Source organism: Allosaccharopolyspora coralli (assembly GCF_009664835.1).
In the GTDB taxonomy this organism is placed as follows: domain Bacteria; phylum Actinomycetota; class Actinomycetes; order Mycobacteriales; family Pseudonocardiaceae; genus Allosaccharopolyspora; species Allosaccharopolyspora coralli.
Window position 1 is genome coordinate 4,403,742 of sequence record NZ_CP045929.1, and the last position, 24,787, is coordinate 4,428,528.

Below are 24,787 nucleotides of genomic sequence, written 5' to 3' on the forward strand. Positions count from 1 at the left end.
TGATCACCACCGGAGACGCCGACAGCAACACCGAGCTTGTCGTACGGCACGGGCACGCAACCCATCGAGATCAGCCGCGAGAGACGGATACTTCGCTGGTCCAGTTCGACCAAAACCGAACGAGGCATTACCCGGAACTCCCACTGAGCTATGTCGAAAACGTCGTACGACGCTGGTTCACGAGCGGTGTTCAGGGCGAACACGTACACATCAGCTCGGAATTCGCGCCGACTACCCCGATACGCCCTGCCGTCCGCAGACAGCCGCTGGCCCTTCAATCCGGTATATGTCGGCACAGACGCCTTCCCTGAGAGCCTGTTCCTAATCTTGGGTGAGGCGTTTGCTGGTGGTGTGGATCATGGCCCAGCGGACGATGGCTTCGTGGTGTTGGGGTAGGCGTTCGTAGTCGCGTACGCAGCGGCGGTGCTGGTTGATCCAGGCGAGGCTGCGTTCGACGACCCATCTGCGGTGTAGGACGACGAAGCCGACTTGGCCTGCGAGTTTGGCGACGATGTCGATGCTGATCCCGAACAGGGTTCTGGCCCAGTCGATCAGGGTGCCGGTGTAGCCGGAGTCGGCCCACAGGTGCCGCACGCTCGGGCAGAGGTAACGCAGCCGTGTGAGGAGGTGCCGGGCGGCGACGCGGTCTTGGACGCCGGCGCCGGTGACCAGCACGCAGATCAGCAGGCCAGCGGTATCCACAGCGATGTGGCGTTTACGGCCGTTGATCTTCTTTCCCGCGTCGAACCCGCGGGTACCGGCACCGACGGTCTCGGCGGCTTTGACCGAGGCCGAGTCGATGATGCCCGCGCTCGGAGCGGCGTGACGACCTTCGGTCAGCCGTGCTCGGTCTCGCAGAGCGTCAAGCAGGTCCTGGGTGGCTTCCTGCCGTTCCCAGTCGGCGAAGTGGTTGTACACAGTGGACCACGGCGGGAAATCCGCTGGCAGGGCGCGCCATTTGATCCCGTTGTCGACCACGTACAGAATCGCGTCGACGATCTCGCGGCGGCAGTGCTTGGCCCGGCGGCCACCCCGACCGGCCAGCCACCCCGGCGTCGGCAGTAACGGCTCGATCACAGCCCACTGAGCATCGGTCATATCCGACGGGTAGCGCTGCGACCTACACGAAGGACGGTGCGTGGTAGCCAACAGGCAACACTCACGACCCCGCACGCCAGGTATCGACAGGCTCAGGCACGATGGCACCCGGGACTCCTCGGTAGAGCGACTGATTAGACACCACTCGATCTACCAGGAGTCCCTCTCCTTCCCCGCAGCGCCCCATCAGCCCAAGATCAGTTCAGGAACAGGCTCTGACGCAACCTCCCAGGCTTGCAGATACGCAGTGGATTTCACTTCCACCTTAATGTCGTTTGGCGTCCTGACATCGAACTCGTCCCATTCATTACGAGGTTCCTCAACGTCTGCGCCCGTCGCAGTGGCGACCAGCCACTCCGCAACAACACCTCGGGTGGCGTTGCTGCGAAGCGGAAGCGCCCATCGGGCGAACCGCAGGAATTCCTCATCGGTAGGTGACAACGACCTTTCCCTTCCTCGAAGCCGCAGGCGACGTGAGCCAACCGGCACCCCCACCATTCGGAGAGGCTACGGAGGACCTGCACAGCGCTGGACCTGTCGAGGTTCAAGCGGATGCACAATGGCGCTCAGGAACTAGTAGCCCCAACGAGGGCCGCTTCTGAGGTGCGGTGCCACTTCCCTGACCCTGCCTCCACCTCGCGCCGGGACCGGGCTCGGCTGCTTCGAAGGTCGAAGGTAGCTCGACCAACCGGCTGCCCGTCGCCGGATTCCGATGCCGTTTCGCACTTGCGGGCACACCCGGGCGGGTGACACGCTCCAAGCTCTGTCCGATTCGGACGTTCGGGCCGCATGTGACCGAACCGCTCGGAGGGATGTCACCGTGGACAACCTGGGCGTACTCAGCCTGCTGGCTCTCACCCCGATCATCGTCGTCGCGATCCTGCTGGTCGGCCTGCGCTGGCCGGCCAAGTACGCGATGCCGCTCGGCTTCGTCGCCGCGGCTCTCATCGGTGCGCTGGTGTGGGGGATGGACACGACTACGATCGTGGCCGCGTCGATCGAAGGCCTGATCCTCGCGGTCGGCCTGCTCTACATCATCTTCGGTGCCCTGCTGCTGCTACAGACCTTGACGCAGAGCGGCGCGCTGGCCGCCATCCGAGCCGGATTCACCAGCATCAGCCCGGACCGGCGGGTGCAGGCGATCATCATCGGCTGGCTGTTCGGCTCGTTCATCGAGGGCGCCTCGGGATTCGGCACGCCGGCCGCGGTGGTCGCCCCGCTGCTGCTCGCGCTGGGCTTCCCGGCACTCGGCGCGGTGCTGGTGGGCATGGTCATCCAGTCCACGCCGGTCAGCTTCGGCGCCGCCGGAACCCCGGTGCTCACCGGCATCGGCGACGGGCTGACCGGATCCGGTCAGGTCGAGGCGCGGACCGCGCTGCTGGGGCTGAACCCGGACGGCTATCTCGCGACGATCGGGTTCGAGGTCGCCGCGCTGCACGCGGTGGCAGGGACCCTGGTCCCCCTGTTCATGGTGTGTCTGCTGACCCGGTTCTTCGGCGCGAACCGCAGCTTCGCGGACGGGCTGGCGGTGGCGCCGTTCGCGCTCTACGCGGCGTTCGCGATGACCGTGCCCTACCTCGCCGTCGCCGCGCTGCTCGGCCCGGAGTTCCCGGCTCTGCTCGGCGGGCTGATCGGACTCGCCCTGGTCATGTTCACCTCCAGCCGAGGCTTCTTGATGCCGAAGCAGGTCTGGGACTTCCCGCCCCGGGAGAACTGGCTGGACCGGTGGACGGGCAACATTCAGCCGGACACCTCTGCCACCGGCGACCGGATGAACATCTGGCTGGCCTGGGCGCCATACGTCATCGTCGCGCTGGTGCTGGTGGTGAGCCGCACGATCGAACCGCTCAAGGACGCGCTGCAGGCGGTCACGCTCGGGCTTTCGGACATCTTCGGCACCGGAATCGGCGACGAAGTGGACGTGCTCTACTCACCGGGCGCGGCATTCCTGCTGGTGTGTCTGATCACCTACGGCCTGCACCGGATGAGCGGACGGCAGATCGCCACCGCGTGGCGGGTCTCGGCCGGTCAGCTCGCCGGGGCAGCCGTAGCCCTGCTCTTCGCACTGCCGCTCGTCCGGATCCTGATCAACTCCGGTCCCGAGTACAACGCGAGCGGATTGGCCAGCATGCCGCTGACCCTCGCCGAGGGCGCCGCGACGATCGTCGGGCCGGCCTGGCCCGTCCTGGCGCCGTGGATCGGCGCGCTCGGCGCGTTCGTGGCCGGCAGCAACACCGTCTCGAATCTGACGTTCTCGCTGTTCCAGTTCGCGACGGCGGAGAACATCGGCGTCTCCCCGGAGACCGTGGTCGCCGCCCAGGCGGTCGGCGGCGCCGCAGGCAACATGATCACCGTGCACAACGTCGTCGCGGCGTCGGCGACGGTCGGCCTGCTCGGGCGGGAGGGCGACGTCATCCGGATGACGATCATCCCGATGACCTACTACTGCCTGCTCGCCGGTGGCCTGGCGTTCGTGCTGATCTACGGCATCGGGTTCAACACCGGGACCGTGCTGCTGGTGCTGCTGCTGATGACCTTGGCAGGCATCGTCGTCGCGCTGCAGCGATCGGCGAACCGCAGGCGAACGACGCAGTCCTGACCAGAACGCGTGAGCCTTTTTGGTGCCTATGACAACCAAAAAGGCTCACGCACGCGCCCAGCCCTGCCCAGGGGACTCCGGCTCCTGGGCAGGGGACTCCGGCTCCTGGGCAGGGGACTCCGGCTCCTGGGCAGGGGACTCCGGGTACGGCAGTCAGGTCAGGGGGCGGTCGTTCGGGCCGATCGGTGTCGGCAGGACGTCCCGGCCGGTGAGGTAGCGGTCGACACCGGCGGCCGCCGCGCGACCCTCCGAGATGGCCCAGACGATGAGCGACTGCCCTCGTCCCATGTCACCGGCGCTGAACACTCCATCCACACTAGACATGAAACTCTTGTCCCTGGCCACGTTGCCACGCTCGTCGAGATCGACGCCGAGCCGCTCGATCAGACCCTCGCGTTCCGGGCCGACGAAGCCCATGGCCAGGAGCGCGAGTTCGCAGGGCAGTTCCTGCTCGGTCCCCGCCACCGGGACGAGCTCGCCGTCCTGTCGCCGAACCTCGACCAGCCGCAGCGCGCGCAGCCCGTCCTGCTCGTCACCGACGAACTCCCGGGTGCTGACCGAGAACAGCCGCTCGCCGCCTTCCTCGTGCGCCGAGGTCACGCGGTAGAGCATCGGATAGGTCGGCCAGGGCTGGCCCTCCGCCCGCTCGTGGGGCGGGGTCGGCATGATCTCCAGCTGCGTCACCGATCGCGCGCCCTGGCGGTGTGCGGTGCCCACGCAGTCGGCACCGGTGTCACCGCCGCCGATGACCACCACGTTCTTGCCCTCGGCGGTGATCGGTGCCGTGTCGAGATCGCCCTCCTGCACCCGGTTGGACAGCGGCAGGTACTCCATCGACTGGTGGACGCCGTGCACTTCACGCCCCGGCAACGGCAACTCCCGCGCCTCGGTCGAACCGCCTGCGAGCACCACCGCGTCGTAGTCCGAACGCAGCTTGTCGACCGTGACGTCCACACCGACGTCGACGCCGACACGGAACTCGGTCCCCTCGGCGCGCATCTGCTCCAGACGACGGTCCAGACGGAACTTCTGCATCTTGAACTCGGGAATGCCGTAGCGCAGGAGGCCGCCGACGCGGTCTGCCCGTTCGAACACCACCACGTCGTGGCCGACGCGGGTGAGCTGCTGCGCAGCGGCCAGCCCGGCCGGACCGGAGCCGACCACGGCGACGGCCTTGCCGGTCTTGGCCTTCGGCGGTTCCGGCTGAACCCAACCCTGCTGCCAAGCGTGGTCGATGATCTCCAGCTCGACCTGCTTGATCGTCACCGGGTCGGAGTTGATGCCCACGACGCAGGCCGCCTCACACGGCGCGGGGCACAACGTCCCGGTGAACTCCGGAAAGTTGTTCGTCGCGTGCAGCCGTTCGATCGCGTCGCGCCAGTCCTGGCGCCACACGAGGTCGTTCCACTCCGGGATGAGGTTGCCCAGCGGGCAGCCCTGGTGGCAGAACGGGATCCCGCAGTCCATGCAGCGCCCCGCCTGCTTCTCCAGCTTGTCCTGCTCGAACTCCTGGTAGACCTCGCGCCAGTCCTTGATGCGGACATCCACCGGCCGTCGCTGCGGCGTCTCGCGCGGTGTGACGAGAAAGCCCTTCGGGTCAGCCATGAGCCGCCTCCATGATCGCTTCGTTGACGTCGCGGCCGTCGCGCTGCGCCGAGTCCTTCGCGGCCAGCACCCGCTTGAAGTCGGTCGGCATGACCTTGGCGAAGCGCTCGACCGCGGTGTCCCAGTCGGCGAGCAGATCGTGCGCGACGCGCGACCCGGTCTGCTCGAAATGCCTGCGCACGCGGTCATGCAGGAACTGCCGGTCGGACTCGTCGAGCGGATCGACGTCGACCATCTCCGCGTTGACCCGCTGCGGGGCGAGATCCAGCACGTAGGCGATGCCGCCGGACATGCCTGCCGCGAAGTTGCGCCCCACCTCGCCGAGGATCACGGCGCGGCCGCCGGTCATGTACTCGCAGCCGTGGTCGCCGATTCCCTCGACGACGGCCACGGCACCCGAGTTCCGCACGCAGAACCGCTCGCCCACGGCCCCACGCACGAAAAGCTCACCGCCGGTCGCTCCGTAGAGCAGCACGTTTCCGGCGATCACGTTGTCCTCGGCCGCGAACGACGCGGCCTCGTCCGGACGCACGACGAGCCGACCGCCGGAGAGACCTTTGCCGACATAGTCGTTGGCGTCGCCTTCCAGCCGCAGCGTGATCCCCCGCGGCACGAACGCGCCGAAGGACTGGCCGGCCGAGCCGGTGAACGTCACGTCGATCGTGTCGTCGGGCAGGCCCTGCCCGCCCCAGCATCGGGTCAGCTCGGATCCGAGCATCGTGCCGACGGTGCGGTTGACGTTGCGCACCGGCATCTCCAGCCGAACCGGACGGCCCTCGCCGAGCGCGCCCTCGCAGAGCTGGATCAGCGTGTTGTCCAGTGCCTTCTCCAGCCCATGGTCCTGCTCGGTGGTGCAGTGCCGTGGCTCGTCGTCGGCCATGTCCGGCACGTGCAGCACCTTCGACAGGTCCAGGCCCTCGGTCTTCCAGTGCCGGGCGGCCGCGTCGACGTCGAGCAGCTCGGCGTGGCCGACGGCCTCGGCGATCGACCGGAACCCCAGCGCGGCCAGGTACTCACGCACCTCCTGAGCGAGGAACTCGAAGAACCGCACGATGTACTCGGCGCGGCCGTCGAATTTCGCCCGCAACTGCGGGTTCTGTGTCGCGACACCGACCGGGCAGGTGTCGAGATGGCACACGCGCATCATCACGCAGCCGGACACCACGAGCGGGGCGGTGGCGAAGCCGAACTCCTCGGCCCCGAGCAGCGCCGCGATCACCACGTCGCGGCCGGTCTTGAGCTGCCCGTCGGTCTGCACGACGATCCGGTCGCGCAGGCCGTTCGCCAACAGCGTCTGCTGCGTCTCGGCCAACCCCAGTTCCCACGGGGCTCCGGCGTGCTTGATCGAGGACAGCGGCGAGGCGCCGGTTCCGCCGTCGTGACCGGAGATCAGGACCACGTCGGCGTGCGCCTTGCTCACGCCCGCCGCGACCGTGCCCACGCCGACCTCGGAGACGAGCTTGACGTGCACCCGAGCCCGGGGGTTGGCGTTCTTCAGGTCGTAGATGAGCTGCGCGATGTCCTCGATGGAGTAGATGTCGTGGTGCGGCGGCGGGGAGATCAGTCCCACGCCCGGTGTGGAGTGCCGGGTGTCGGCGATCCACGGATACACCTTGTGACCCGGCAGCTGTCCGCCCTCGCCCGGCTTCGCTCCCTGCGCGATCTTGATCTGCAGGTCCTCGGCGTTGACCAGGTACTCGCTGGTGACCCCGAACCGGCCGCTGGCGACCTGCTTGATCGCCGAGCGGCGCGAGTCGCCGTTGGTGTCCACGGTGAACCGGTCGGCGTCCTCACCGCCCTCGCCGGTGTTGGACTTACCGCCGAGGCGGTTCATCGCCACGGCCAGCACCTCGTGCATCTCCTGCGAGATCGAACCGTAGGAGATGCCGCCGGTGGCGAACCGCTTGACGATCTCCGAGACGGGTTCGACCTCCTCGATCGGCACCGGCTCGCGCACGCCCTCGCGCAGACCCAGCAGGCCGCGCAGCGTCATCAGGTCCTCTGCCTGGTCGTTGACGCTGTCGGTGTACTCCTTGAACACCTCGTACTGCCCACTGCGGGTGGAGTGCTGCAGCTTGAACACCGTCTGCGGGTTGAACAGGTGCGGATCGCCCTCGCGTCGCCACTGGTAGTCGCCGCCGACGTCGAGCGCACGGTGGTTGGCGGTGACCCCGTCGGCCGGGAAGGTCTTGCGGTGCCGCTGTTGGACCTCCCGCGCGAGCGTGTCGAAGTCGATGCCCCCGACGCGGGTCGTGGTCCCGGTGAAGCAGCGGTCGACGATCTCCTCGCCGACGCCGACCGCCTCGAAGATCTGGGCGCCGGTATAGGAGGCCACTGTGGACACTCCCATCTTGGACATGGTCTTACGCAGCCCCTTGCCCAATGCCTTGATGAGGTTGCCGGTCGCCTTCTTGGCGCTCGTGCCCGCGAGGTGACCGCGCTCGGCGAGGTCTTCCACGCTGGCCATCGCGAGGTACGGGTTCACCGCGGCCGCGCCGTATCCGACGAGCAGTGCCACGTGGTGCACCTCGCGCACATCGCCGGCCTCGACGACGAGGCCCACCTGGGTTCGGGTCTTTTCCCGCACGAGGTGGTGGTGCACGGCACCGGTCATCAGCAGCGACGGGATCGGCGCGTGGCCGGGGTCCGCGCCCCGGTCGGAGAGCACGATGATCCGCGCCCCGTCGGCGACCGCGGCCGAGACCTCCGCGGAGATCTCGTCCAGGCGCGCCCGCAACGCCGTTCCTCCGCCGTCGACCGGGTACGTCATCCCGATCGTCACCGACCGCAGGTCGGGCCGGTCGCCGTCGTCATCGATGTGCACCAGCTTGGCGAGCTCGTCGTTGTCCAACACCGGAAACGGCAGCACGAGCTGGTGACAGGCTGCGGGATCGGTCGCGAGCAGGTTGTGCTCCGGACCGACGTGCGTGGTCAGCGAGGTGACCAGCTCCTCGCGGATCGAGTCCAGCGGCGGGTTCGTCACCTGGGCGAACAGCTGCGTGAAGTAGTCGAACAGCTGCCGCGGGCGTTGCGAGAACGCCGCGAGCGGGGCGTCGTTACCCATCGAGCCCACGGGTTCCGCGCCCCCCTGGGCCATCGGCTTGAGCAACAGCCCCAGCTCTTCCTCGGTGTAGCCGAACATCTGCTGGCGCCGGACCAGCGAGTCGTGCGAGGGCGTCTCCCGCTCCCGCACGGGCAGGTCCTCGAGGTGGACCATGCCGTCGTCCAGCCACTGCTGGTAGGGATGCTGGGTGGCGAGCTCGCCCTTGATCTCCTCGTCGTCGACGATCCGGCCCGCCTCGGTGTCGACGAGGAACATCCTGCCGGGCTGCAGCCGCCCCTTGCGCGCGATGCGGTCCTGGTCGATGTCGAGCACGCCGACCTCGCTGGCGAGCACCACCAGGCCGTCCTCGGTGACCCAGTACCGGCCCGGCCGCAGGCCGTTGCGGTCCAGCACCGCCCCGATGCGCGCACCGTCGGTGAAGGTGACCAGCGCCGGGCCGTCCCACGGCTCCATGAGGTTGTTGTGGAACGCGTAGAACGCCCGCCGGTCGGGATCCATCTCAGCGTGGTTCTCCCACGCCTCGGGGATCATCATCAGCACCGAGTGCGGCAGCGAGCGCCCGCCCAGGTGCAACAATTCCAGCACCTCGTCGAACGTGGCCGAGTCGCTGGCGTCCGGCGTCGCGATCGGGTACAGCCGTCGGAGATCGCCCGGGATCAGGTCGGTGTCGAGCATGCTCTCGCGGGTGTGCATCCAGTTGCGGTTCCCGCGCATCGTGTTGATCTCGCCGTTGTGCGCGATGTAGCGATACGGGTGCGCCAGCGGCCACGACGGGAACGTGTTGGTGGAGAACCGGGAGTGCACGAGTGCGATGGCGCTGGCGAAGCGCTCGTCGGTCAGGTCCGGGTAGAACGCGTCGAGCTGCGGCCCGGTCAGCATTCCTTTGTAGACCAACGTCCGCGCGGACAGGCTCGCGAAGTACACCTGCGCCTCGTGGCCGGAACGCTTGCGGACGCAGAACGCGCGCCGTTCCAGGCGCATCACGTCCGGCACCGGCTCGCCGGCTTCGGCGAGGAACAGCTGACGGAACCGCGGCATCACCTCTCGGGCGGCGCGACCCGCGTACTCGGGCTCGGTCGGCAGCTCACGCCACCCGAGCACCCGCAGGCCCTCCTCCTCGGCGACCCGCTCGATCGTGGCCACCGCCTTGGACAGCGCCCCGTCTTCGACCGGCAGGAATACGTTGCCTACCGCGTACGAGCCGGCGTCAGGCAGCTCGAAGGGCACGACCGCACGCAGGAACGCGTCCGGGATCTGGGTCAGCACACCGACGCCGTCGCCGGTGTCGGGGTCCGCGCCCTGGGCACCGCGGTGTTCCAGATTCCGCAGCGCCACGAGGGCATTGGCGACCGTGCGGTGACTCGGCTCGCCTGCCAGGTCCGCGACGAACGCAACCCCGCACTCGTCGTGGTCATAGGCGGGGTCGTACAGCCCCTCGGCTCCGGGCCGCGTCTGACTTCTCACATGCTGGTATTGAGGCATCGGTCCTCCCCGTCGCCGTTCCGCGAACTCGGCGAGGTGCGCTCTCTCGGCGCGAACCCGCCAGAGCCTTCCGGCTCCCGACGCCCTCGTTGGCCGGATCTCCAGCGACAGGACCGTTCGAGGCTCCGAAACCTCGAAGGACCAGCGACAACGACCTTAGCGACCTGAGGGCGCCCAAGATGTTCAGGCACTGACACCAGGATGCGCCGTTGCACTACGGTCAGTTCCGCGCACTCTACCGGCTACCCGGGGCGCGCACTACTCCCGAGTAGTCGGCATGTGTCACAGTTCGTCGTTCCCAATATGCGGGAAGGTCGCTCGTCCGTCGCGTCGATGCACGTCGGCGGATGCCGCAACCCGCCGTGCGGACACCACAGAGCTCACGAATGCTCAATCGGTCCAGCATGCCAGCACGAACTCACGGCCCTAGTCGCCTGGTGCCACCGTGATGTGCCCGTACACCGTGATGGGTGTCCGCTGGTAGTGGCCGTGTACGGCTTGCTGGGTCCAGGACTCACTTTCCTCGGAGGTCTCTTCCGTGACCTCCGTGCCGAGCAGGTCCGCGAGGGTGGTCAGGTCCGCGAGGCTGTCGTTGATGTCGTCCCGGTAGAGCTGGCCCTCGATGGAACCGTCCAGGCTGCTCAGGCGCCAAGTGACCAGCGGCACGGGATGCTCGCGCAGGAACGCGGCCAGCACTTCGGCACGGTCGGCTTGAGCCGCTCGAATATCCACAACGCCGATGGTAAGTGGTCGCGTGGGCTAAGGGCTGTGGTCGGCCCACCGTCCCGACACTGTCCGCCGCCTACGCGAACCGGCTGTGCGGAACCACCACCGCAGACCACAGACAGCGTCTGAGCTCGGGCATCCGGGGAAGCCCGTCAGAGCGGGTGGCTTCGGGCGTGGGCGGCGGCGATCGCGCGTGCCCAGGTAGCGACATCGCTGACTGCGTCGGCGCAGCGCGGGGCGGTGTGCCAGATCTCGACCAGGGCGGCGTGGGTGGCTGTCTCGGCGCTGGCGAGATCACCGGTGATGTCCAGCGCTGTGGCCAACATCGAGGGCGCGATGTCGTCGTAGAGCGCGGCGAAGGCCCCTATGTCGCCGTCGGCGACTTCGGCGAGCAACGCGGCCGTCGAGGGCACGGTCCGCTCGCGGCGGTGTGATCGCGGGCGTCGCCGGGCTCGGGGTCCGGGACGAGGGAGCATCACTCGGAATTGTGCGACAACCCGGACGTATCGCCGATATCGGCCCCGCCGGGCGCTGGAGGGAGGGGTGGCCCGGCAGGGCCGATCTGCGGACCGGGAGAGCGGCCCGGCTTCGCCCGGGGGGTCGCCTCCACATGCGGAGTGGAGGGTCGATCGTGGTGCGCCCGGGACTACTGGAACGCTTCCCGATTCGGGCATGGGCTCGTTCCCGTGCTCACACCCGGGACCGGGGCAGGCGGGGCTGGGAGAACCCGCCTGCCCCGGGGTGAATCGTGGCGGGAAGCCTCAGAAGTCGAGTGCGCCGCCGGTGAGGTCGCCCGCGGTGTTCTCCAGGCCGCCGGTGACGTCCTCGACCGCGTTGACCGGGGCGGTCACACCGGTCTCGGGCATCACACCCTCGAGGGCACCGTCGACCGGCAGCTCACCGGTGACGTCCTCGACCGTGCCGGTCACACCACCGGTCACACCACCGAGGTCCTGCAACCCCCCGGTGACATCCCCGGCGCCGGCGAGGTCGCCGACCGTGCCCATGACGTCGCCGCCCTGGACAGTGTCGGTCACGCCGCCCACGACGTCGTTGACGCCACCGAGGTCCTGCAGGCCGCCGGTGACGTCGCCACCCTCGACCGCGCCCTGCACGCCACCGACCACGTCGGTCACGCCGTTGCCGGCCACGTTGCCCACGTTGACGTCGCCCGGCTGGATGTCGCCGACCAGCCCGTCGACAGCGAACTCGTTGCCCGAGCCGACCTCGTTGCCCGAGCCGACGTTCTGCTCGGTGTTCTCGGTGTTGTCGATGTCGGTGTTGGTCGTCTCCTCCGACTGGCTCGCCACGGGACGCATCGTCTCGTCGACGTCACCGGCCGCGGAGAAAATCTCAGGGGTAGGCACGTTGAATTCCCTCTCGTTCGCGTCGTCTGCCTCGAGTGGCGTCTCGAGTGGCATCGGGTAGCTCAACGCCACGTGCTGGCTACCGGCGAGGGTGTCCAGGCCGGGCTGCACGGCCCGCGCATAGGCCTCGACCGCCTCGACCGGGGCTTGGTCGATCACCAGGCCCACGGCCTGTGCGAGATCAGGGGCCGACAGCTGCTCGAGCCCGACCGCCCGCAAGGACCCGTCCGGGTCGGCGGCGAACGCCGAAGCAGCCTGATCGTCGGCGACGAGCTTGGTCAAGAACTCGTGCACCGTCAGGGCCATGCCGTCTCCCGTGTCGTGCCAGTACCGGGCGTTGTCGCTACACCAGCGATACTAAGAATTCAGCGGCCCACCCGGATCGGGGACATTCCCCCATCCCACGATTCTCTATTAGGGGAAATGCGCGCTCGGCGCCCAAACCCGCTGCACAGGAACCCGGAACCCGTCGGGAACACGTCCACTCTGAACAATTCAGATGACGCAGCACACGTTACCGTCCGGTAAGATACGAAAAATCTACTGCACGGACCAAACCACGAGCAAGCCCGCTACGAACACGGACCAGCGATACTCTCGAATTGTGGTTGGTATCACTGCGGGGATAGTGAACGCACTCGACTTTCTCGGGAAACGACGGGTTTCGCAGAGCTCGTCGTTGATCAAAGCCCGCTGACCCGACTCGGGATCGAGTTCGCACCGAGCGAAGGCTCGTTGAGGTCGTGCTCCACCCGAAACGGTGAGCACCCTGCTTCGCGCCTGCTCGATCATGCTCGACGCAGGTCACGCCGCATCACCAGACGTGGCATCCCACCTGCCACGGCATCGGTCGTGCCCACCACCCGGAAATCGGCCTGTTCGAACATCGCTCTCGTCCCGACGAATGCCATGGTCAGGTCCATCCGCTCCGGTGGGTCGACGGGGTACGACTCCACCGCCGGGGCACCGTGCGCGGCGGCGTAGGCGACCGCGCCTTCGAGCAGTGGTGCCGTCACGCCTTGGCGACGACGACCGGGACGGACGATGACACAGACGACGCTCCAGACAGGCAGGTCGTCGAGGGGACGGATCAACCGCGAGCGGCTCAGCCGCGTGATTTCCGAGCGTGGCCCGATGTTGCACCACCCGACCGGCTCACCGTCCCGGTACGTCACCACCCCGGGTGGAGGGTCACGCTCGCACAGCCGACGCATCGCCTGCTCGCGGCTGCCGTCGCCGAGGTGTTCGATCTCGGCGGACTGCAAACGGTGAGACAGGCACCAACAATGGTTGCTCCGGCGAGCGCGATTGACGACATCAGCGAAGTCCTCGAAGCGCTCGGGCGTCAGCGGACGCGTCTCCCACTCCATGAAGCAAGCTCACCACAGCCGACCGACAACGAGTCGCCATTGTGACCCGGGCGTTTCCTGATCGCTGAGCTTCGTCGTGCTGAACAACTGGGGAACGCCGTACCCGCTGGTCCACTACGCTCTGACGGGTGGCCCACGACGAGGACTCGGCGAATCGGGTCCGTGAGGTGATCGGAGCAGAGCCGGACCTGACGGAGAAGCGAATGTTCGGCGGGTTGGCATTCCTCCTCAACGGAAACATGGCGGTCGCCGTCGGCAGCGAAGGAGACATCATGGTTCACGTCGCCCCGGACACGTCGGACGAGCTGACCGAGTCCGGGGAGGCGGATCCGGTCGTCATGCGCGGTCGACCGATGCGAGGGTGGGTCCAGGTCGGGCCGGAGCGCCTTCACACCCGGAAGCAGCTGGCCCGCTGGGTGTCCCTGGGTCTCGGATATACGCGGTCCCTGCCGCCGAAATAGCGTTCAGCGGACGATGTCGAGGAATCTCCTTCTCACGCGAGGCGGGCACTGAGCGCGGCGAGCCGATTTTCGCCCGGCCACTGAGCCGATCCGCTCGGCAAGCACGCCGATGATGCCGCCGCGGTGTCGGTTTGGCTGGTTGGCTCCGGGGACCGCAGCAGACCCGGACACCGGGCCCACGAGTTCACCGTGCACGACAGGCGTGAGCCTTTTTGGTGGCTCCAGCAACCAAAAAGACTCACGGCGGAATGTAGCGGCTCCGGACGAGCGCCTGCGGGCACGTATTGGCCACAGACACCCGTAGAGAGCGGAACAGGGTCGGACACAGCCGGGGAGCACGAAAAACACCCCCTGGCCTGTCTGTGCAGGTCAGGGGGTGTTCTTGCTGGTGTGCCAGGTAGAGGATTCGAACCTCTGAAGGCAATGCCGGCTGATTTACAGGCTCACGGTCCGCCCTGTTTCATCGCGCTCTGACCTGCAGGAATATGTGCCAGCCGATCTCTGGTGGTCGCGGGTGGCCACGCATTGGCCACATGAGGACCAGAACATCCGCTATTCGTCATGCCGCGCTCACCTTTAGGTGACGAAGACCGCTCAGGTTTGTCAGAACTCGTGTCTCCGGTCCGACCAAGCGGACAATTACCCTGAATAGGTCCGCAATCAGACCGCTGACCCGCGAAGACGGTGCGGTCGATCTCAACTTCTCCGAGTATTGGCCACAGACGGCGTGGCGCTTGCTACCGTGCTCAAGCTGTGACCATCCGACGGGGGAGGCTTTGTGGTCGACGGCTACCACGTCAGCATGGAGAAGCTGACTCGGCTGATCAACGATCTGGATCGTGCTGCCGACGACATCACCGCAGCGAACAAGGCGTTGAGCAATGCGAAAGGCCATGACCTGGGAACGCCCGGTATCGACACTGCCAGCGAGGAGTTTCGGGACACATGGTCGGACGGGATCAGCAAGATCTCCGAAGGAGCCAAGGCGACCAGCGATGCTCTCGGTGTCGCCCGGTCCACCTACGCCAAGCTCGAGAACGAGGTCGCGAGTCTCGTCGCTGCTGCGGGCGAGGCCTCGCAGGCGCCGACGGGCGGAAGTCAGGCGGGAGCCGGGGAGGGGCAGTCGTCGCATATCGAGCAACGCCTGTCCGGGTAGTGGAGGCATCTTCAACCCGGATGACCAGATCACCCGGGCTGCGCGCGAATGCGTGACGTGCGACGGCGACAGCAACAACTGACAGGACTAGGACATCGCGGATGGCTGGAACCGCCGAGTACCCGGCGTTAGGGTTCGATCCCGCCCCCGGCACCGTGACCACGGTGGAGTCCGTGGCCGCGGATCTTCAGCGGGTGGCGACCAAGATGGGGAATGCTCACGAAGCTCTGGGGAAGATCGGTCACCAGGACGGAATGTGGGAAGGGAAGGCCGCAGAGGCGTTCCTGGGCAGTGTGGGCGAGCTGCCGAAATACCTGGATCAAGCGCACCGCTCGCTCGGCGGTGCCTCGAAGACACTGACCCAGTGGTCGCACAACCTGAGCTCGATGCAGCAGAAGGCCCAGCACTACGAGGCCGAGGCCGCTGCCGCTAAACAGCACGTCCGTCAGGCTGAATCGAACCCAGATCTGGGATTGGCCGGACAGCACTTCCCCGACCAGGCATCCTTGCAAGCGGCTGAGCAGAAGCTGACGGCCGCTCAATCAGCAGTCAACAAGGCCAATGCCGACCTCGAAGCGATTGTCGAGCAGGCCAAGCGTCTCTTGCAGCAACACGACGATGTGGCCAAAGACGTCGAAGACGCGTTACGGCGTGCAGCCGACGAAGCTCCCGACAAGCCCGGACTACTGGAACGCCTCAGCAACGCCCTCGAACAGCTCGGAGAGAGCATCAGCGAGGCAGCGGACAAGGCATGGCAATGGGTCCAAGACCACGCCGACGAACTCAAACAAGTCGGCGACGTGCTCAGCACGGTCGGGACCGTGCTCGGTGTCGTCGCGCTGGCTACATCGTGGATACCCGGAGTAAACGCTGTCACCGCTGGAGCCGCGATGACGGTCAGTGCCGCGGCGTTGGGCGTCAACGCACTCGCCAAGGCAGGTGGAGCTGATGTGTCCTGGGGGAAAATCGCCACCGACGCTGTCGGCGTCATCCCCGGTGGCCGCATCCTCGCGGGCGCCAAGAACGCAGCTTCACAGGTGGCAAAAACAAGCGTAGCCGCGCAAGGGACAGGTAAGGCAGCGAAAGCGAGCCAAGCTCTGACGGGGACGGGCAAGGTGACGACCGAGTCGAAGGCACTGAGGCACGTTACCGGAGTCAACGGGAAGGTTGACATCACCCCAACCACGATGGCGGATCTTAAGGCAAGTCCGAAAGAAGCGATCGACAACGCTGCAGCTTTCACCCACGGGAAATCGGTCGACTTGTTCAACAAGCTCACGAGAATGGACATTAAGGATCCGTTTTCCAATGCCGGCATCGCAGCCGGTGCCGGTACTGAGGCGGTCAAGAAGGTTGCCACGGCCGAAGCTGTCGATTACGGGTCTGGCCAGGTGGAATCCCGGATCCAGCAGAAGATCGGATGATCATGAGCAACAAAAGGACAAGCGCTCAAGTGCTGGCACGTGAACAGCAGAGAGCAGCGCTCCGGCAATGGGGCCAAGGCAGCTGGGCAGACCGCTGTGAGGCCATCTCCTTCCATCGCCAGCGTTTCGACCTACAGGAGTTCACTGGCCGAGGGGAGTTTGGCACGAAACCCCTGTGGTATAGAGTTCTCTGGGTTGCCCAGCTTGTCGTACTCTTTCCTGTGTGGTTTCTCTACGGCTGGATTCGGCAAGGCCTTGATGACGCTGGGGTGACCAAACCGCCCGCGAAGAAGGGAATCACTCCCGGTGTCGTCTCGGTAGTTGGTTCGACGCAGAACCCAGCCTCTACGGCGGTTATTGACACGGTCAAGCGGGCCTCTCGTGACCTGTGGATCGTCTTTTCGAATTCACGCTTGGCGGTGCTCGTGATGAATGACAAAGATTCTCCGCCGCAGGTGATTTGGCAGACCGATGAGAGTGCAGACGTTCGGTTCCACCATGCTGCGGTAAACAGCATCGAAATCACCTGGCGCGACCGGAACCGTGTCCTTTTTTGTCCCACTATCGACGAACGCGAGGTTGTCACTCGTTTCGTCAAGTCCACGTGGAACGATCAGCGGTGACCACCTCCCGCACCCAGCAGCTACCCAACTACTCCCTCACACTCCCTGACGGGTTCATCGAGCTGCCCCGCGGCGAACCGACCGACGAGAAACTACGCACGCTCGCCATGGCGATCGCGTCCCGATTCGGGCTGCCCGCGGATACAGAGGTCGATCAAAGCCTCGCCGGAGTCGCGGCGATGCTGATGACCCTCGGAGCTTCGACCGAGGCTGGTGGTGCCCACTACACGGCGGCTGCAGTTTTCCGCTCCGCAAAGCAGGCGGACCGACCGTTGATGGTCGTCGTGAGTTGCTTCCTGCTGCCATCCGAGCATCCTTCAGCACGTGTGGCGGCCGACGGACTGGAGAAGTACCACCGCAACCAATCCGGGACGGAAGTGGAACAGGTCCCGCTGCCAGCTGGTCAGACTGTTGTGACCCGTACCGCCAGCACCAGCACGCTTACGGCAAACGACCAGACCATCGACGTCATCAGCCACGCGATCACGGCGTGGATCCCGAACCCGTCCGGCAACGGACTTCTGGGTGTCTCGGTCACCAGCAACAACACGGAAGACTGGGAAGACATTTGCGACATGGCGAGCGGGCTCTTCGAAACAGTCGAATGGACACCACACGAAGAACCCACGGACTGGTAGCGGAAACGTGGATCCGCGATGGTTCACTCGTCCCAGGCCCGGTCGGCGAGGATCGCCACCTGCCTGACCAATTCCCCGGGCGAGGTGGCGAGGTCGAGCGGGTACTCGATAACGCTCACCGGCGAGTTGAGGATTCGACGCGGTCGTGCACTGCCGTCGCCACTGGCATAGACGAGCCATGCCTTGGGGAGCTGGAGCGCGGTGCAGTAAGCCAGCATCTGGTAATGGTCGGCGTTGGGATAGCGGCCCGCCGAGTCAGCGAGCTTGTATTTGGCGTCGGCGATGATGCGGGGAATGCGGTCGACCACGTGCACCACATCCACTTTCATCCGGATCTCGCCGTCCCGGTCAAGGCACGCAGGGTACTGCGGGATGGTCGCTCCCGGACGACTGGAGAGCGCTTCTCCCAATGCCAGCGCGACGAAGTTCTCGAACACCGTAGCCATGTCTACCACGAACGCTGCGACGTCGATTCCGCCTGATCCGACCTCGAACGACATCATGCGCAGCACCATCTCCGCCAACCGCAGTGACGACTGGTAGCGGGTGTTCAATCGCGTGGGTTGCCACTCGGGGAGTGGGGCACCGGTGACCAGTGGCACGACTCCGTCCAACCGGGCATCGAGATGCCGCAGCCGCGCCACCAGTTCCTCACGGAGGCGTGGCAGGGCGCGCACTCGGCGTATCGCAGTGCGTAGCAAGCGGTTCTCGGGGATGTCGACGGAGTACTCGTCGTAGCGCACTTCCAGAGGCAGCAACATCCCTGGCCTGCGCGAAATCTGATCTGCAATCCGGAGCCGGCCCCGCATGACGGTGAGCGCGGCGTCTTCGGTGACGTAGCCCTGAAGGATTCCTCGCGCTAGCGCCCGTTCGGCGTGCCGACACACCGTCTCAGCGACGGCTGCCCAGAGATCATCCTCTTGAATACCTTCGACGTCCTCGGGGCGGAACCCCGGGTCGCGGGCGTAGCCAAGCAGGAACAGCAGCCTAGCAATGCCGACTTTGGGGGTGACGATCACATCGACACCGTCGACGTTGACCGCACCGACTCGTCCTCGCGGAACCAAGAGGGAGGAGCCGTCGCCTTCCCAGCGGACATCGACAAGACCACTTTCACGAAGCGCGTGTGCCTGCTGCGCCCCGAGTGCGGCGGGAACGCCGCTGCGGTCGTTCTCAGCCAGCACGTAGCGGTGCCGTGTCCGGGTCATCATGTGTCCTCGGACCGCTCACCTCGGATCAGGGCTCGCTGTATCGTGGCCAGCCCGAATCGCGCGTGGACCTGGTCACGAGTGAGCCGCCCATAGTAGTGCTCCTCCAGCAGCGGCAGGATCGAGTACTGCCAGATCCGGTTGAGACCGCCTTCCAGCTCGGCCTCGGGTGTCATCAGGTACGACGGGCCGATTTGGAAGTCGCGGTCCTCCGCGCCGATCGCCGCGTTGATCGCCGCCAGGAGTTCTGCGCGCTGATCGGTCTTGCCGCTGGCCGCGAGCCAGTTGGGAAGCAGCTCACGTATCGGTGACTCGTCCGGGTGCAGCTCGACGAAGGCGAACCGTCGTCGCATGGCTGCGTCCACCAGTGCGATGGAGCGATCGGCGGTGTTCATGGTGCCGATGAAGAACACGTTCGCGGGAAGACTGAACGACTGTCCTGGTGAGTACTGCAGCTGGATCTTGTCGTTGCGGTACTCCAGCAGGAAGTACAGCTCGCCGAAGACTTTCGCCAGGTTGGCCCGGTTGATCTCGTCGATGATGAGGATGTAGGCGCGAGCGGGATCGTCTCGCGCGTTCGCGGCCAGTCGCCGCAGCGGTCCAGGGGTCAGCGCGAAACCAGCGGTGCCGTCATCGGAGACTTGGGGGCGGTATCCCTCGAAGAAGTCCTCGTAGGCGTACGAGGGATGAAACTGCACCAGCTCAACGGCTTCAGGATCGGTGAGATGCCGGGCGAGCTTGCGGGCCAAATAGGTCTTGCCGGTGCCCGGCGGCCCGTAGAACACCAGCTGCCGACGATCTCGCAGCACGTCGACGACTTCCTGCAACCATGTTTGATTGAGATGCAGCTCAGCCGACAACGCGCTGTCGGCGTGGCGAAGCTGCGGTGTCACCGTTGCCGGAGCCGGTTGTTCCTCCCCAGTGCCCGTTTCTGGTTGCGTGTCGTCGAGAAAGCGACGAAGCACGTCCATGCCACCGGTGATGTCGACGACGGTGCCCTGCTGCTCGATCTCCGCTCGCAGAGGTGCTTGTAGGCCGGAAACCGCGCCGATGGTGTCTTGCTGCCAGGCGACGTCACGCTGCCATCGTGCGTTCGTGTCACCGACATTCCGTGCTTCGCCGGTGATGGTGCCGACGTACACCTCAGCGTCGAGGACGGTGACAACCTGGTCGCCGGGTTTCATGACGTTGAGGAACTGCGAGTACTCACCCGCCAGCGTGATCCGCTGCGCGTAATCGAGGTGCTGGTAGCCCTGCTCGACGGCCTCGGTGATGGCCTTGCGGCTGTCGCCAGGCGACACCTCTCCGAGGTGGGTTCCAGCCAGCGACACGAACTGCTCGCTGCGCCACCGATCCACCAGTTCGTGGCCGGCAGGACGGGGACGCACTAACCAGGCGCGGATGCTCGACGTGTCCCGCGGGGAGTCATCGAGTTCGCTCAACCGATCGCGAATGTCCTCGGCCGTGAGCCGCTGATCTTGGGAAGCACATCCTGACGGATCGAACTCCACGCCCTCGGTGCGCAGTTTCTTCGCCACGTCCATCCCCCGATGACGCGAGGGAAGGAAAGAATCCTCTGGTATCGACCCGTCCGGGTTGAGCACCCGGTAAGTCATGGGAATGTTCGTCTGTCCGCTCGCGAGGAAGTGACCAACCCGCTGCCCTTCAACATTCGCGATCTCGGCGATGTCGTCGAACGACGTCCATGCACTCGGCTCGACCAGGGCCACGATCTCTGCGATGAGTCGATGAAGTCCGCCAAGTGCTTCGGTCGCTTGCTGCCTCTGTCGGTGGATCTCCTTCTTACGTCGGTTCGTCTCGGTAAGCACCCGTTCGGCGTCGTACGCCTCGAGCGCCGCTTCGCCCGCATCGGTTAGTGTCCACAGCCCGTCCCTCTTGGACATCCACCCGATCGTGGTCATGTCGCCGCTACGCCAGCGCAGATTGTTCTCCCAGCGTGGCTGCCCGGAACTGTTGACCGGTCCGCTCTCGTACGATGTCAAGTCGATGCGTTGCTCGACCCGCTTCAACGCCTCACTCGTAGGGATCGGCTCGTCGGCTTCAGCGAGGACTTCCAGGCACGTCCGCATCAGCAAACCGACACGCACTGGTTCCGTCATCGTCAGGCCTCCTTCGCGAGCGCGCGCTCGGGGTGGCGGAACCCTTGGCCCGGCGGTGGGTCGAGGATGGTCTGGTACGGCTTGCCGGTGCGGATGGCTTCGGCCATCCGGTCGTAGATCTCCAGAATGAACCGCTTCGTGCGGTATTCGCCGTAGGCCTTCTCGTCCTTGCGCTTCACGATCGGGAACGTCTCCATGATGTAGTCCGCGTCTTCCCGGTTCACGCCGTAGAGATGGAGGAAAGCCGCATCCAACTCTGCGCGGAGTAAAGGACGACGCTCCTCGTCCCAGTGGAAGGGCGCGCCTGTATCGCCCATGTCCAGAGCGAACGGGGCCATCTCGTGCGCGGTGTAGGTGAGTTCGAGAACACGAGATTCGAAGAACGCATCATCACCTTCAAGTTGAGACGGAGAGGCCACCGGAAGCTGGTATACAGTATAGAATTTGAGGTGCGTTCCGCCGACTTTCTGCCTTGTCGCAAAGTCAAAAACAAAGGAAGACAGACAAGAAATTAGACCCGAGACGGGCACTCCAGCTGGAAGCATTAGTAGGGTTCCGTCTGGAGTGGCCGTGCGGGGAGTCACGCTGCTAATCATCGTCCGCTCATCGGTGGATCTGGATATATCTCGCCAACCGAGAAGCCATTCGCGATGCCAATCACTATTTTCCAGGCGACTCGCAACGCCCGACACGTAGCGACGCTTTCCATTTTTGTCGACCTTGTCGACGGGGATGTCTTGTTCAGAGACCCAGTAGCGGGGCAGGACGACTGATGCAGGCTTGTATTTCTCTTCGAGGGTGACATCGCGAAAGTCACCGTTCTCGTAGGTGGCCCAGCGGTGGTCGTAATGGTGGATCATCTTCGCCTCGTAGAGCGGGAGCATGCGGTGTTCGCCGCGGGTAAAGATGTTGCCGTCGAGGGTCCAGCCGTCGGCTTCGAGCTGTTCGCGCGTGTGGAACAGGTGCGAGTCGTTGGACATATGGAACATCGTCATGAACGAGATGCCCCAGGGGTTGCCGTCGGGGTCACCGTCCTTGACCAGCACCGGGACGCGCTTGTAAATGCCGAGGGTGATCTCGGCGTCGCGGCGGCTGCGGAACACCGGACAGGTTCCGGTGTTCGGGTTGAGCAGCAAGATCTCCTCTGGGGTCATCGAGAACGAGTAAGCTTCGATGTCCGCCGGGTCGTGCAGGAAGAACGCGAAATCCGCTCTCGGTTCACGTTGCTCGCGCCCCGTCACTGTCAGCAACGAGAACTTGGTACGGCTGTCCACGTCTTCAAAGATTCCTCGGCGGTTCTCGAAGTCGTACAGCTTCGCCAGCGATGCCGTCTCCACGAGGTCCTTGAAGAAGTACTGTGTCGTGGCATCGGTGGCGATTCCGGTGGGCACGATGACCCCTGATCGACCATAGGGGCCCGTCAGCGCCCGGAAAGTCTCGGCGAAGACTGCGTAGGTGTTGACGTCCCCACGTCCAGTGAGTGGGAACCGGTTGGTGTTGCGTAGCAAGGCGCTCTCGCCTTCGGCCTGACGCTTGGCCTCCAGGTACGCGCGATGCAGCGAGAGGCCCGACGGCGACGAGCCGCCTTCCACCAACGCGTCGATCAGAGCCTTGCGCGCGGCCTTGTTCGGAGCACGCGCGATCTCAGGGTCGCGCGCGGCAAAGAACTCCTGCTCCTGCAGCTTGACCCGCTCCCACGGCGGGTTGCCCAGCAGGACCGAGAAGCCGCCCGACCAACCCTCCGGCCCAGCGCCACCGCTGTCTTCGGCCACCTCAAACACCTCGGGGAACTCCAGGTGCCAATGGAAGAAACCGTACTGTTCGGCCAGGCGCGTGACCTCCTCACCCACCTCCGGTGGTACGGCATCGGGACTGTCGAGCGCGGTGCGGACCAGGGCGGTGGTCGGCACATCAGGGCAGCCCTTGTACAGCTTCCACACGAACGCCGCGCACCAGGTATCAGCCTGGGCACGTTGGCGTGCCAACTTGTCGTCACCCGAGTCGTAAAGTTCCCATCGCGCCGCCTGTGTCCGGACCGCGTTGGGATCATCGAGCAACTGCAACAAGGGATCGCGATGGTCTGCCAGTTCAGTGTTCGACTCGACCCCACCTCCGGCGAACAGGCTCTGCTGACCTTCTCGTTCCTGCTTGTTGCGCTTCTTCAAGGCGTTGACAAGTGACTTGTCATCGCCCTCCAGCGGCTTGAATGCCTCATCCGGCACCCCACCCGCAAGCAGCGCTGGCGTGGTGCCGAGAAGGCTGTTGCCGACTCGGATGCGGGCGTCGAGGAACCCGAGCGGCTTGCCCGGTTCCAGCGCCTCCAGCCACAGCGACACCTTTGCCAGCTCGGCAGCCATCGGGTTGACGTCCACGCCGTAAAGGCAACGTCCGACGACATCCCGCAGCGCGTGGTGCACGTCCGCAGGAGTCGGCTCGTCCTCCCCGGACCTCGCCTCGGCCAACTCACGAGCAACCCGTCGAGCCGCGGCCACCAGGAAGTGCCCCGAACCACAAGCCGGGTCGCACACCGTCAACGCGAGCAGGTTGCTCTCCCACTCGCGAGCGTTCGCAGCATTCTTGCGGGCGTCGGTCAACAGTGGATCCAGCGCCGAGTCCAGCAGCGCGTTCACCAGGCTTGTGGGCGTGTAGTAGGAACCGGAGGTCTTACGGTCATTGCCGCTGACCTTCTCCAGCCGGAACTCCCGCGCTGCGGTGTCGACTCGGGGCACCAGTTCCAGCAACGACTCGTAGATGCTGCCCAGTTCCTCCGCATCGAGGTTCCGGTAGTCGACCGGCTGCACGCGCTGACCACGAAACCGGATCCAGCCCAGCGAGTACATCGCCGCGAGCAGGTCCTTGTTCGCCAGCGACGCCTCGCCGAGCAAGTCCACAGTGCCCGCCGAGCCGTCCAGCGCGCGGTCTGCGGGGTCGAACAGCCCCGCCAGGGCGGGAATACCGAGCTGCGGGAGACCTTCCCCGCCGAGCGCAGCCAGAACCAGACGCAGCGACTCCCACAGATCGGCGTGCGGGCCGCCCGTTCGCACACGAGCCAGGCGCCTCAGCCTGCCCACCGAGAAGTACTCGGCGTAACGGTGCTTGATCTCGGTCCTGGTGCCCTCAGCGTGAAGCAGGGCGCGGTCCTCGGCGACGCTGAGGAAAAGCAGCCGGTACACCAACCGCAGCAGCGCACGGTGAAACTCCTCGCGCGTGAGCGCTCCATCCTGTAGCGCGACGCGGAGCTCGTGGTTGTCCGGGTGCCCGAGGAAGCCGCTACCCAACGCCTCCAGCGCTGTCTCGACACCGACACGCAGTTCCGCCAACGCACGTGTACCGGAGGTGCGCACATCCTCGCGCCAGGATTCAAGCCAGCAATCTCCAGGAGGGGCGTCGATGCCGCCGCGCTTCTCAACGCGCGAGACGTGGCAGAGCTGCCACAGCAACAAGAACTCGTCGAAGAGCAGCCCGTCGAAGATCTCGACGAGGTCGAACTCGATGTAGGCCGAGCCTGCTAACGAGGTCGAGTCACGCAGCACCCGCAGCCGTAGCCCATTGGACAGGAACGCCCACTGATGATGCTCGCTACGGTTGAGCAGATCCTGCACCATCGCCTGCGGAGCCCGAGCCGCGCCCGCCACGCCTGGGTTCCGTCGATCCAGGTCGACGCCAGGGCCAAGTAGGTGCACCGGAACGTGCTGCCACACATGCGAGATGGGGAACTCGTCCTCGTCCACCCGCAGACCACCGCGAGTGGGCTGCAACTGGCCGTACCCGAGCTGTTCGAACAGCTTGCTCAGCCATTCCGAGCGAGCCGGGCCAGTGCCCGCGTGATCACCGGGCCGGGCCTCC

The 24,787-nt window shown here is 65.7% G+C and carries 16 protein-coding genes; 6 read left to right on the top strand and 10 right to left on the bottom strand.

Annotated features, from left to right (window positions below; genetic code table 11):
* Window positions 1–321: 321 nt before the first annotated feature.
* Complete coding sequence (locus tag GIY23_RS20525) at window positions 322–1,098, bottom strand: IS5 family transposase (protein WP_154075434.1); 777 nt, start codon at window positions 1,096–1,098, stop codon at window positions 322–324.
* Between the two features lie 820 nt (window positions 1,099–1,918).
* On the opposite strand from GIY23_RS20525, the gene GIY23_RS20530 reads away from it, so the two are divergent.
* Window positions 1,919–3,697, top strand: a complete 1,779-nt coding sequence (locus GIY23_RS20530) for an L-lactate permease (RefSeq protein ID WP_154078157.1) — start codon at window positions 1,919–1,921, stop codon at window positions 3,695–3,697.
* A gap of 153 nt (window positions 3,698–3,850) precedes the next feature.
* On the opposite strand, the gene GIY23_RS20535 is transcribed toward GIY23_RS20530, so the two are convergent.
* The 6 genes from GIY23_RS20535 to GIY23_RS20560 all read right to left on the bottom strand — a co-directional run bounded on the left by GIY23_RS20535 (window position 3,851) and on the right by GIY23_RS20560 (window position 13,311).
* Window positions 3,851–5,302: a glutamate synthase subunit beta gene (locus tag GIY23_RS20535; RefSeq protein WP_154078158.1), complete on the bottom strand. Its 1,452-nt coding sequence runs from the start codon at window positions 5,300–5,302 to the stop codon at window positions 3,851–3,853.
* The gene (gene gltB / locus GIY23_RS20540; protein WP_228717415.1) at window positions 5,295–9,830 is read right to left on the bottom strand and encodes a glutamate synthase large subunit; all 4,536 of its coding nucleotides are present in this window, start codon (window positions 9,828–9,830) and stop codon (window positions 5,295–5,297) included. The genes GIY23_RS20535 and gltB overlap by 8 nt, the downstream gene beginning before the upstream one ends.
* Before the next feature lie 444 nt (window positions 9,831–10,274).
* The gene (locus GIY23_RS20545) at window positions 10,275–10,580 is read right to left on the bottom strand and encodes a hypothetical protein (RefSeq protein WP_154078160.1); all 306 of its coding nucleotides are present in this window, start codon (window positions 10,578–10,580) and stop codon (window positions 10,275–10,277) included.
* A 146-nt stretch (window positions 10,581–10,726) separates the two neighbouring features.
* Window positions 10,727–10,987: a sigma-70 family RNA polymerase sigma factor gene (locus tag GIY23_RS20550; protein WP_154078161.1), complete on the bottom strand. Its 261-nt coding sequence runs from the start codon at window positions 10,985–10,987 to the stop codon at window positions 10,727–10,729.
* 348 nt (window positions 10,988–11,335) lie between these two features.
* The gene (locus GIY23_RS20555) at window positions 11,336–12,247 is read right to left on the bottom strand and encodes an IniB N-terminal domain-containing protein (RefSeq protein WP_154078162.1); all 912 of its coding nucleotides are present in this window, start codon (window positions 12,245–12,247) and stop codon (window positions 11,336–11,338) included.
* 482 nt (window positions 12,248–12,729) lie between these two features.
* Window positions 12,730–13,311, bottom strand: a complete 582-nt coding sequence (locus GIY23_RS20560; protein ID WP_154078163.1) for a GNAT family N-acetyltransferase — start codon at window positions 13,309–13,311, stop codon at window positions 12,730–12,732.
* Between the two features lie 128 nt (window positions 13,312–13,439).
* Here GIY23_RS20560 and GIY23_RS20565 point away from each other — a divergent pair, with 128 nt between their 5' ends.
* The 5 genes from GIY23_RS20565 (at window position 13,440) to GIY23_RS20585 (ending at window position 17,613) form a co-directional block, all read left to right on the top strand.
* The gene (locus GIY23_RS20565) at window positions 13,440–13,772 is read left to right on the top strand and encodes a TfoX/Sxy family protein (RefSeq protein WP_154078164.1); all 333 of its coding nucleotides are present in this window, start codon (window positions 13,440–13,442) and stop codon (window positions 13,770–13,772) included.
* An 802-nt stretch (window positions 13,773–14,574) separates the two neighbouring features.
* A complete protein-coding gene (locus GIY23_RS20570; RefSeq protein WP_154078165.1) occupies window positions 14,575–14,928 on the top strand; it encodes a hypothetical protein in 354 nt (117 codons plus the stop codon).
* A 101-nt stretch (window positions 14,929–15,029) separates the two neighbouring features.
* Window positions 15,030–16,352, top strand: a complete 1,323-nt coding sequence (locus tag GIY23_RS20575) for a putative T7SS-secreted protein (RefSeq protein ID WP_154078166.1) — start codon at window positions 15,030–15,032, stop codon at window positions 16,350–16,352.
* On the top strand, window positions 16,349–16,975 hold the full coding sequence (locus GIY23_RS20580; RefSeq protein ID WP_154078167.1) for a hypothetical protein: 627 nt from the start codon (window positions 16,349–16,351) through the stop codon (window positions 16,973–16,975). The genes GIY23_RS20575 and GIY23_RS20580 overlap by 4 nt, the downstream gene beginning before the upstream one ends.
* Window positions 16,972–17,613: a hypothetical protein gene (locus GIY23_RS20585; protein WP_154078168.1), complete on the top strand. Its 642-nt coding sequence runs from the start codon at window positions 16,972–16,974 to the stop codon at window positions 17,611–17,613. The genes GIY23_RS20580 and GIY23_RS20585 overlap by 4 nt, the downstream gene beginning before the upstream one ends.
* A 23-nt stretch (window positions 17,614–17,636) precedes the next feature.
* Here the strand turns inward: GIY23_RS20585 and GIY23_RS20590 are convergent, their stop codons facing one another.
* Genes GIY23_RS20590 through GIY23_RS20600 form a run of 3 tightly spaced genes read right to left on the bottom strand, consistent with a single transcriptional unit; the run spans window position 17,637 to window position 24,672 of the window.
* On the bottom strand, window positions 17,637–18,797 hold the full coding sequence (locus tag GIY23_RS20590) for an McrC family protein (protein ID WP_222850190.1): 1,161 nt from the start codon (window positions 18,795–18,797) through the stop codon (window positions 17,637–17,639).
* Window positions 18,798–18,820: 23 nt separating this feature from the next.
* Window positions 18,821–20,941, bottom strand: a complete 2,121-nt coding sequence (locus GIY23_RS20595) for an AAA family ATPase (protein ID WP_154078169.1) — start codon at window positions 20,939–20,941, stop codon at window positions 18,821–18,823.
* Window positions 20,942–20,943: 2 nt separating this feature from the next.
* Complete coding sequence (locus tag GIY23_RS20600) at window positions 20,944–24,672, bottom strand: Eco57I restriction-modification methylase domain-containing protein (RefSeq protein WP_228717416.1); 3,729 nt, start codon at window positions 24,670–24,672, stop codon at window positions 20,944–20,946.
* Between the last annotated feature and the right edge of the window lie 115 nt (window positions 24,673–24,787).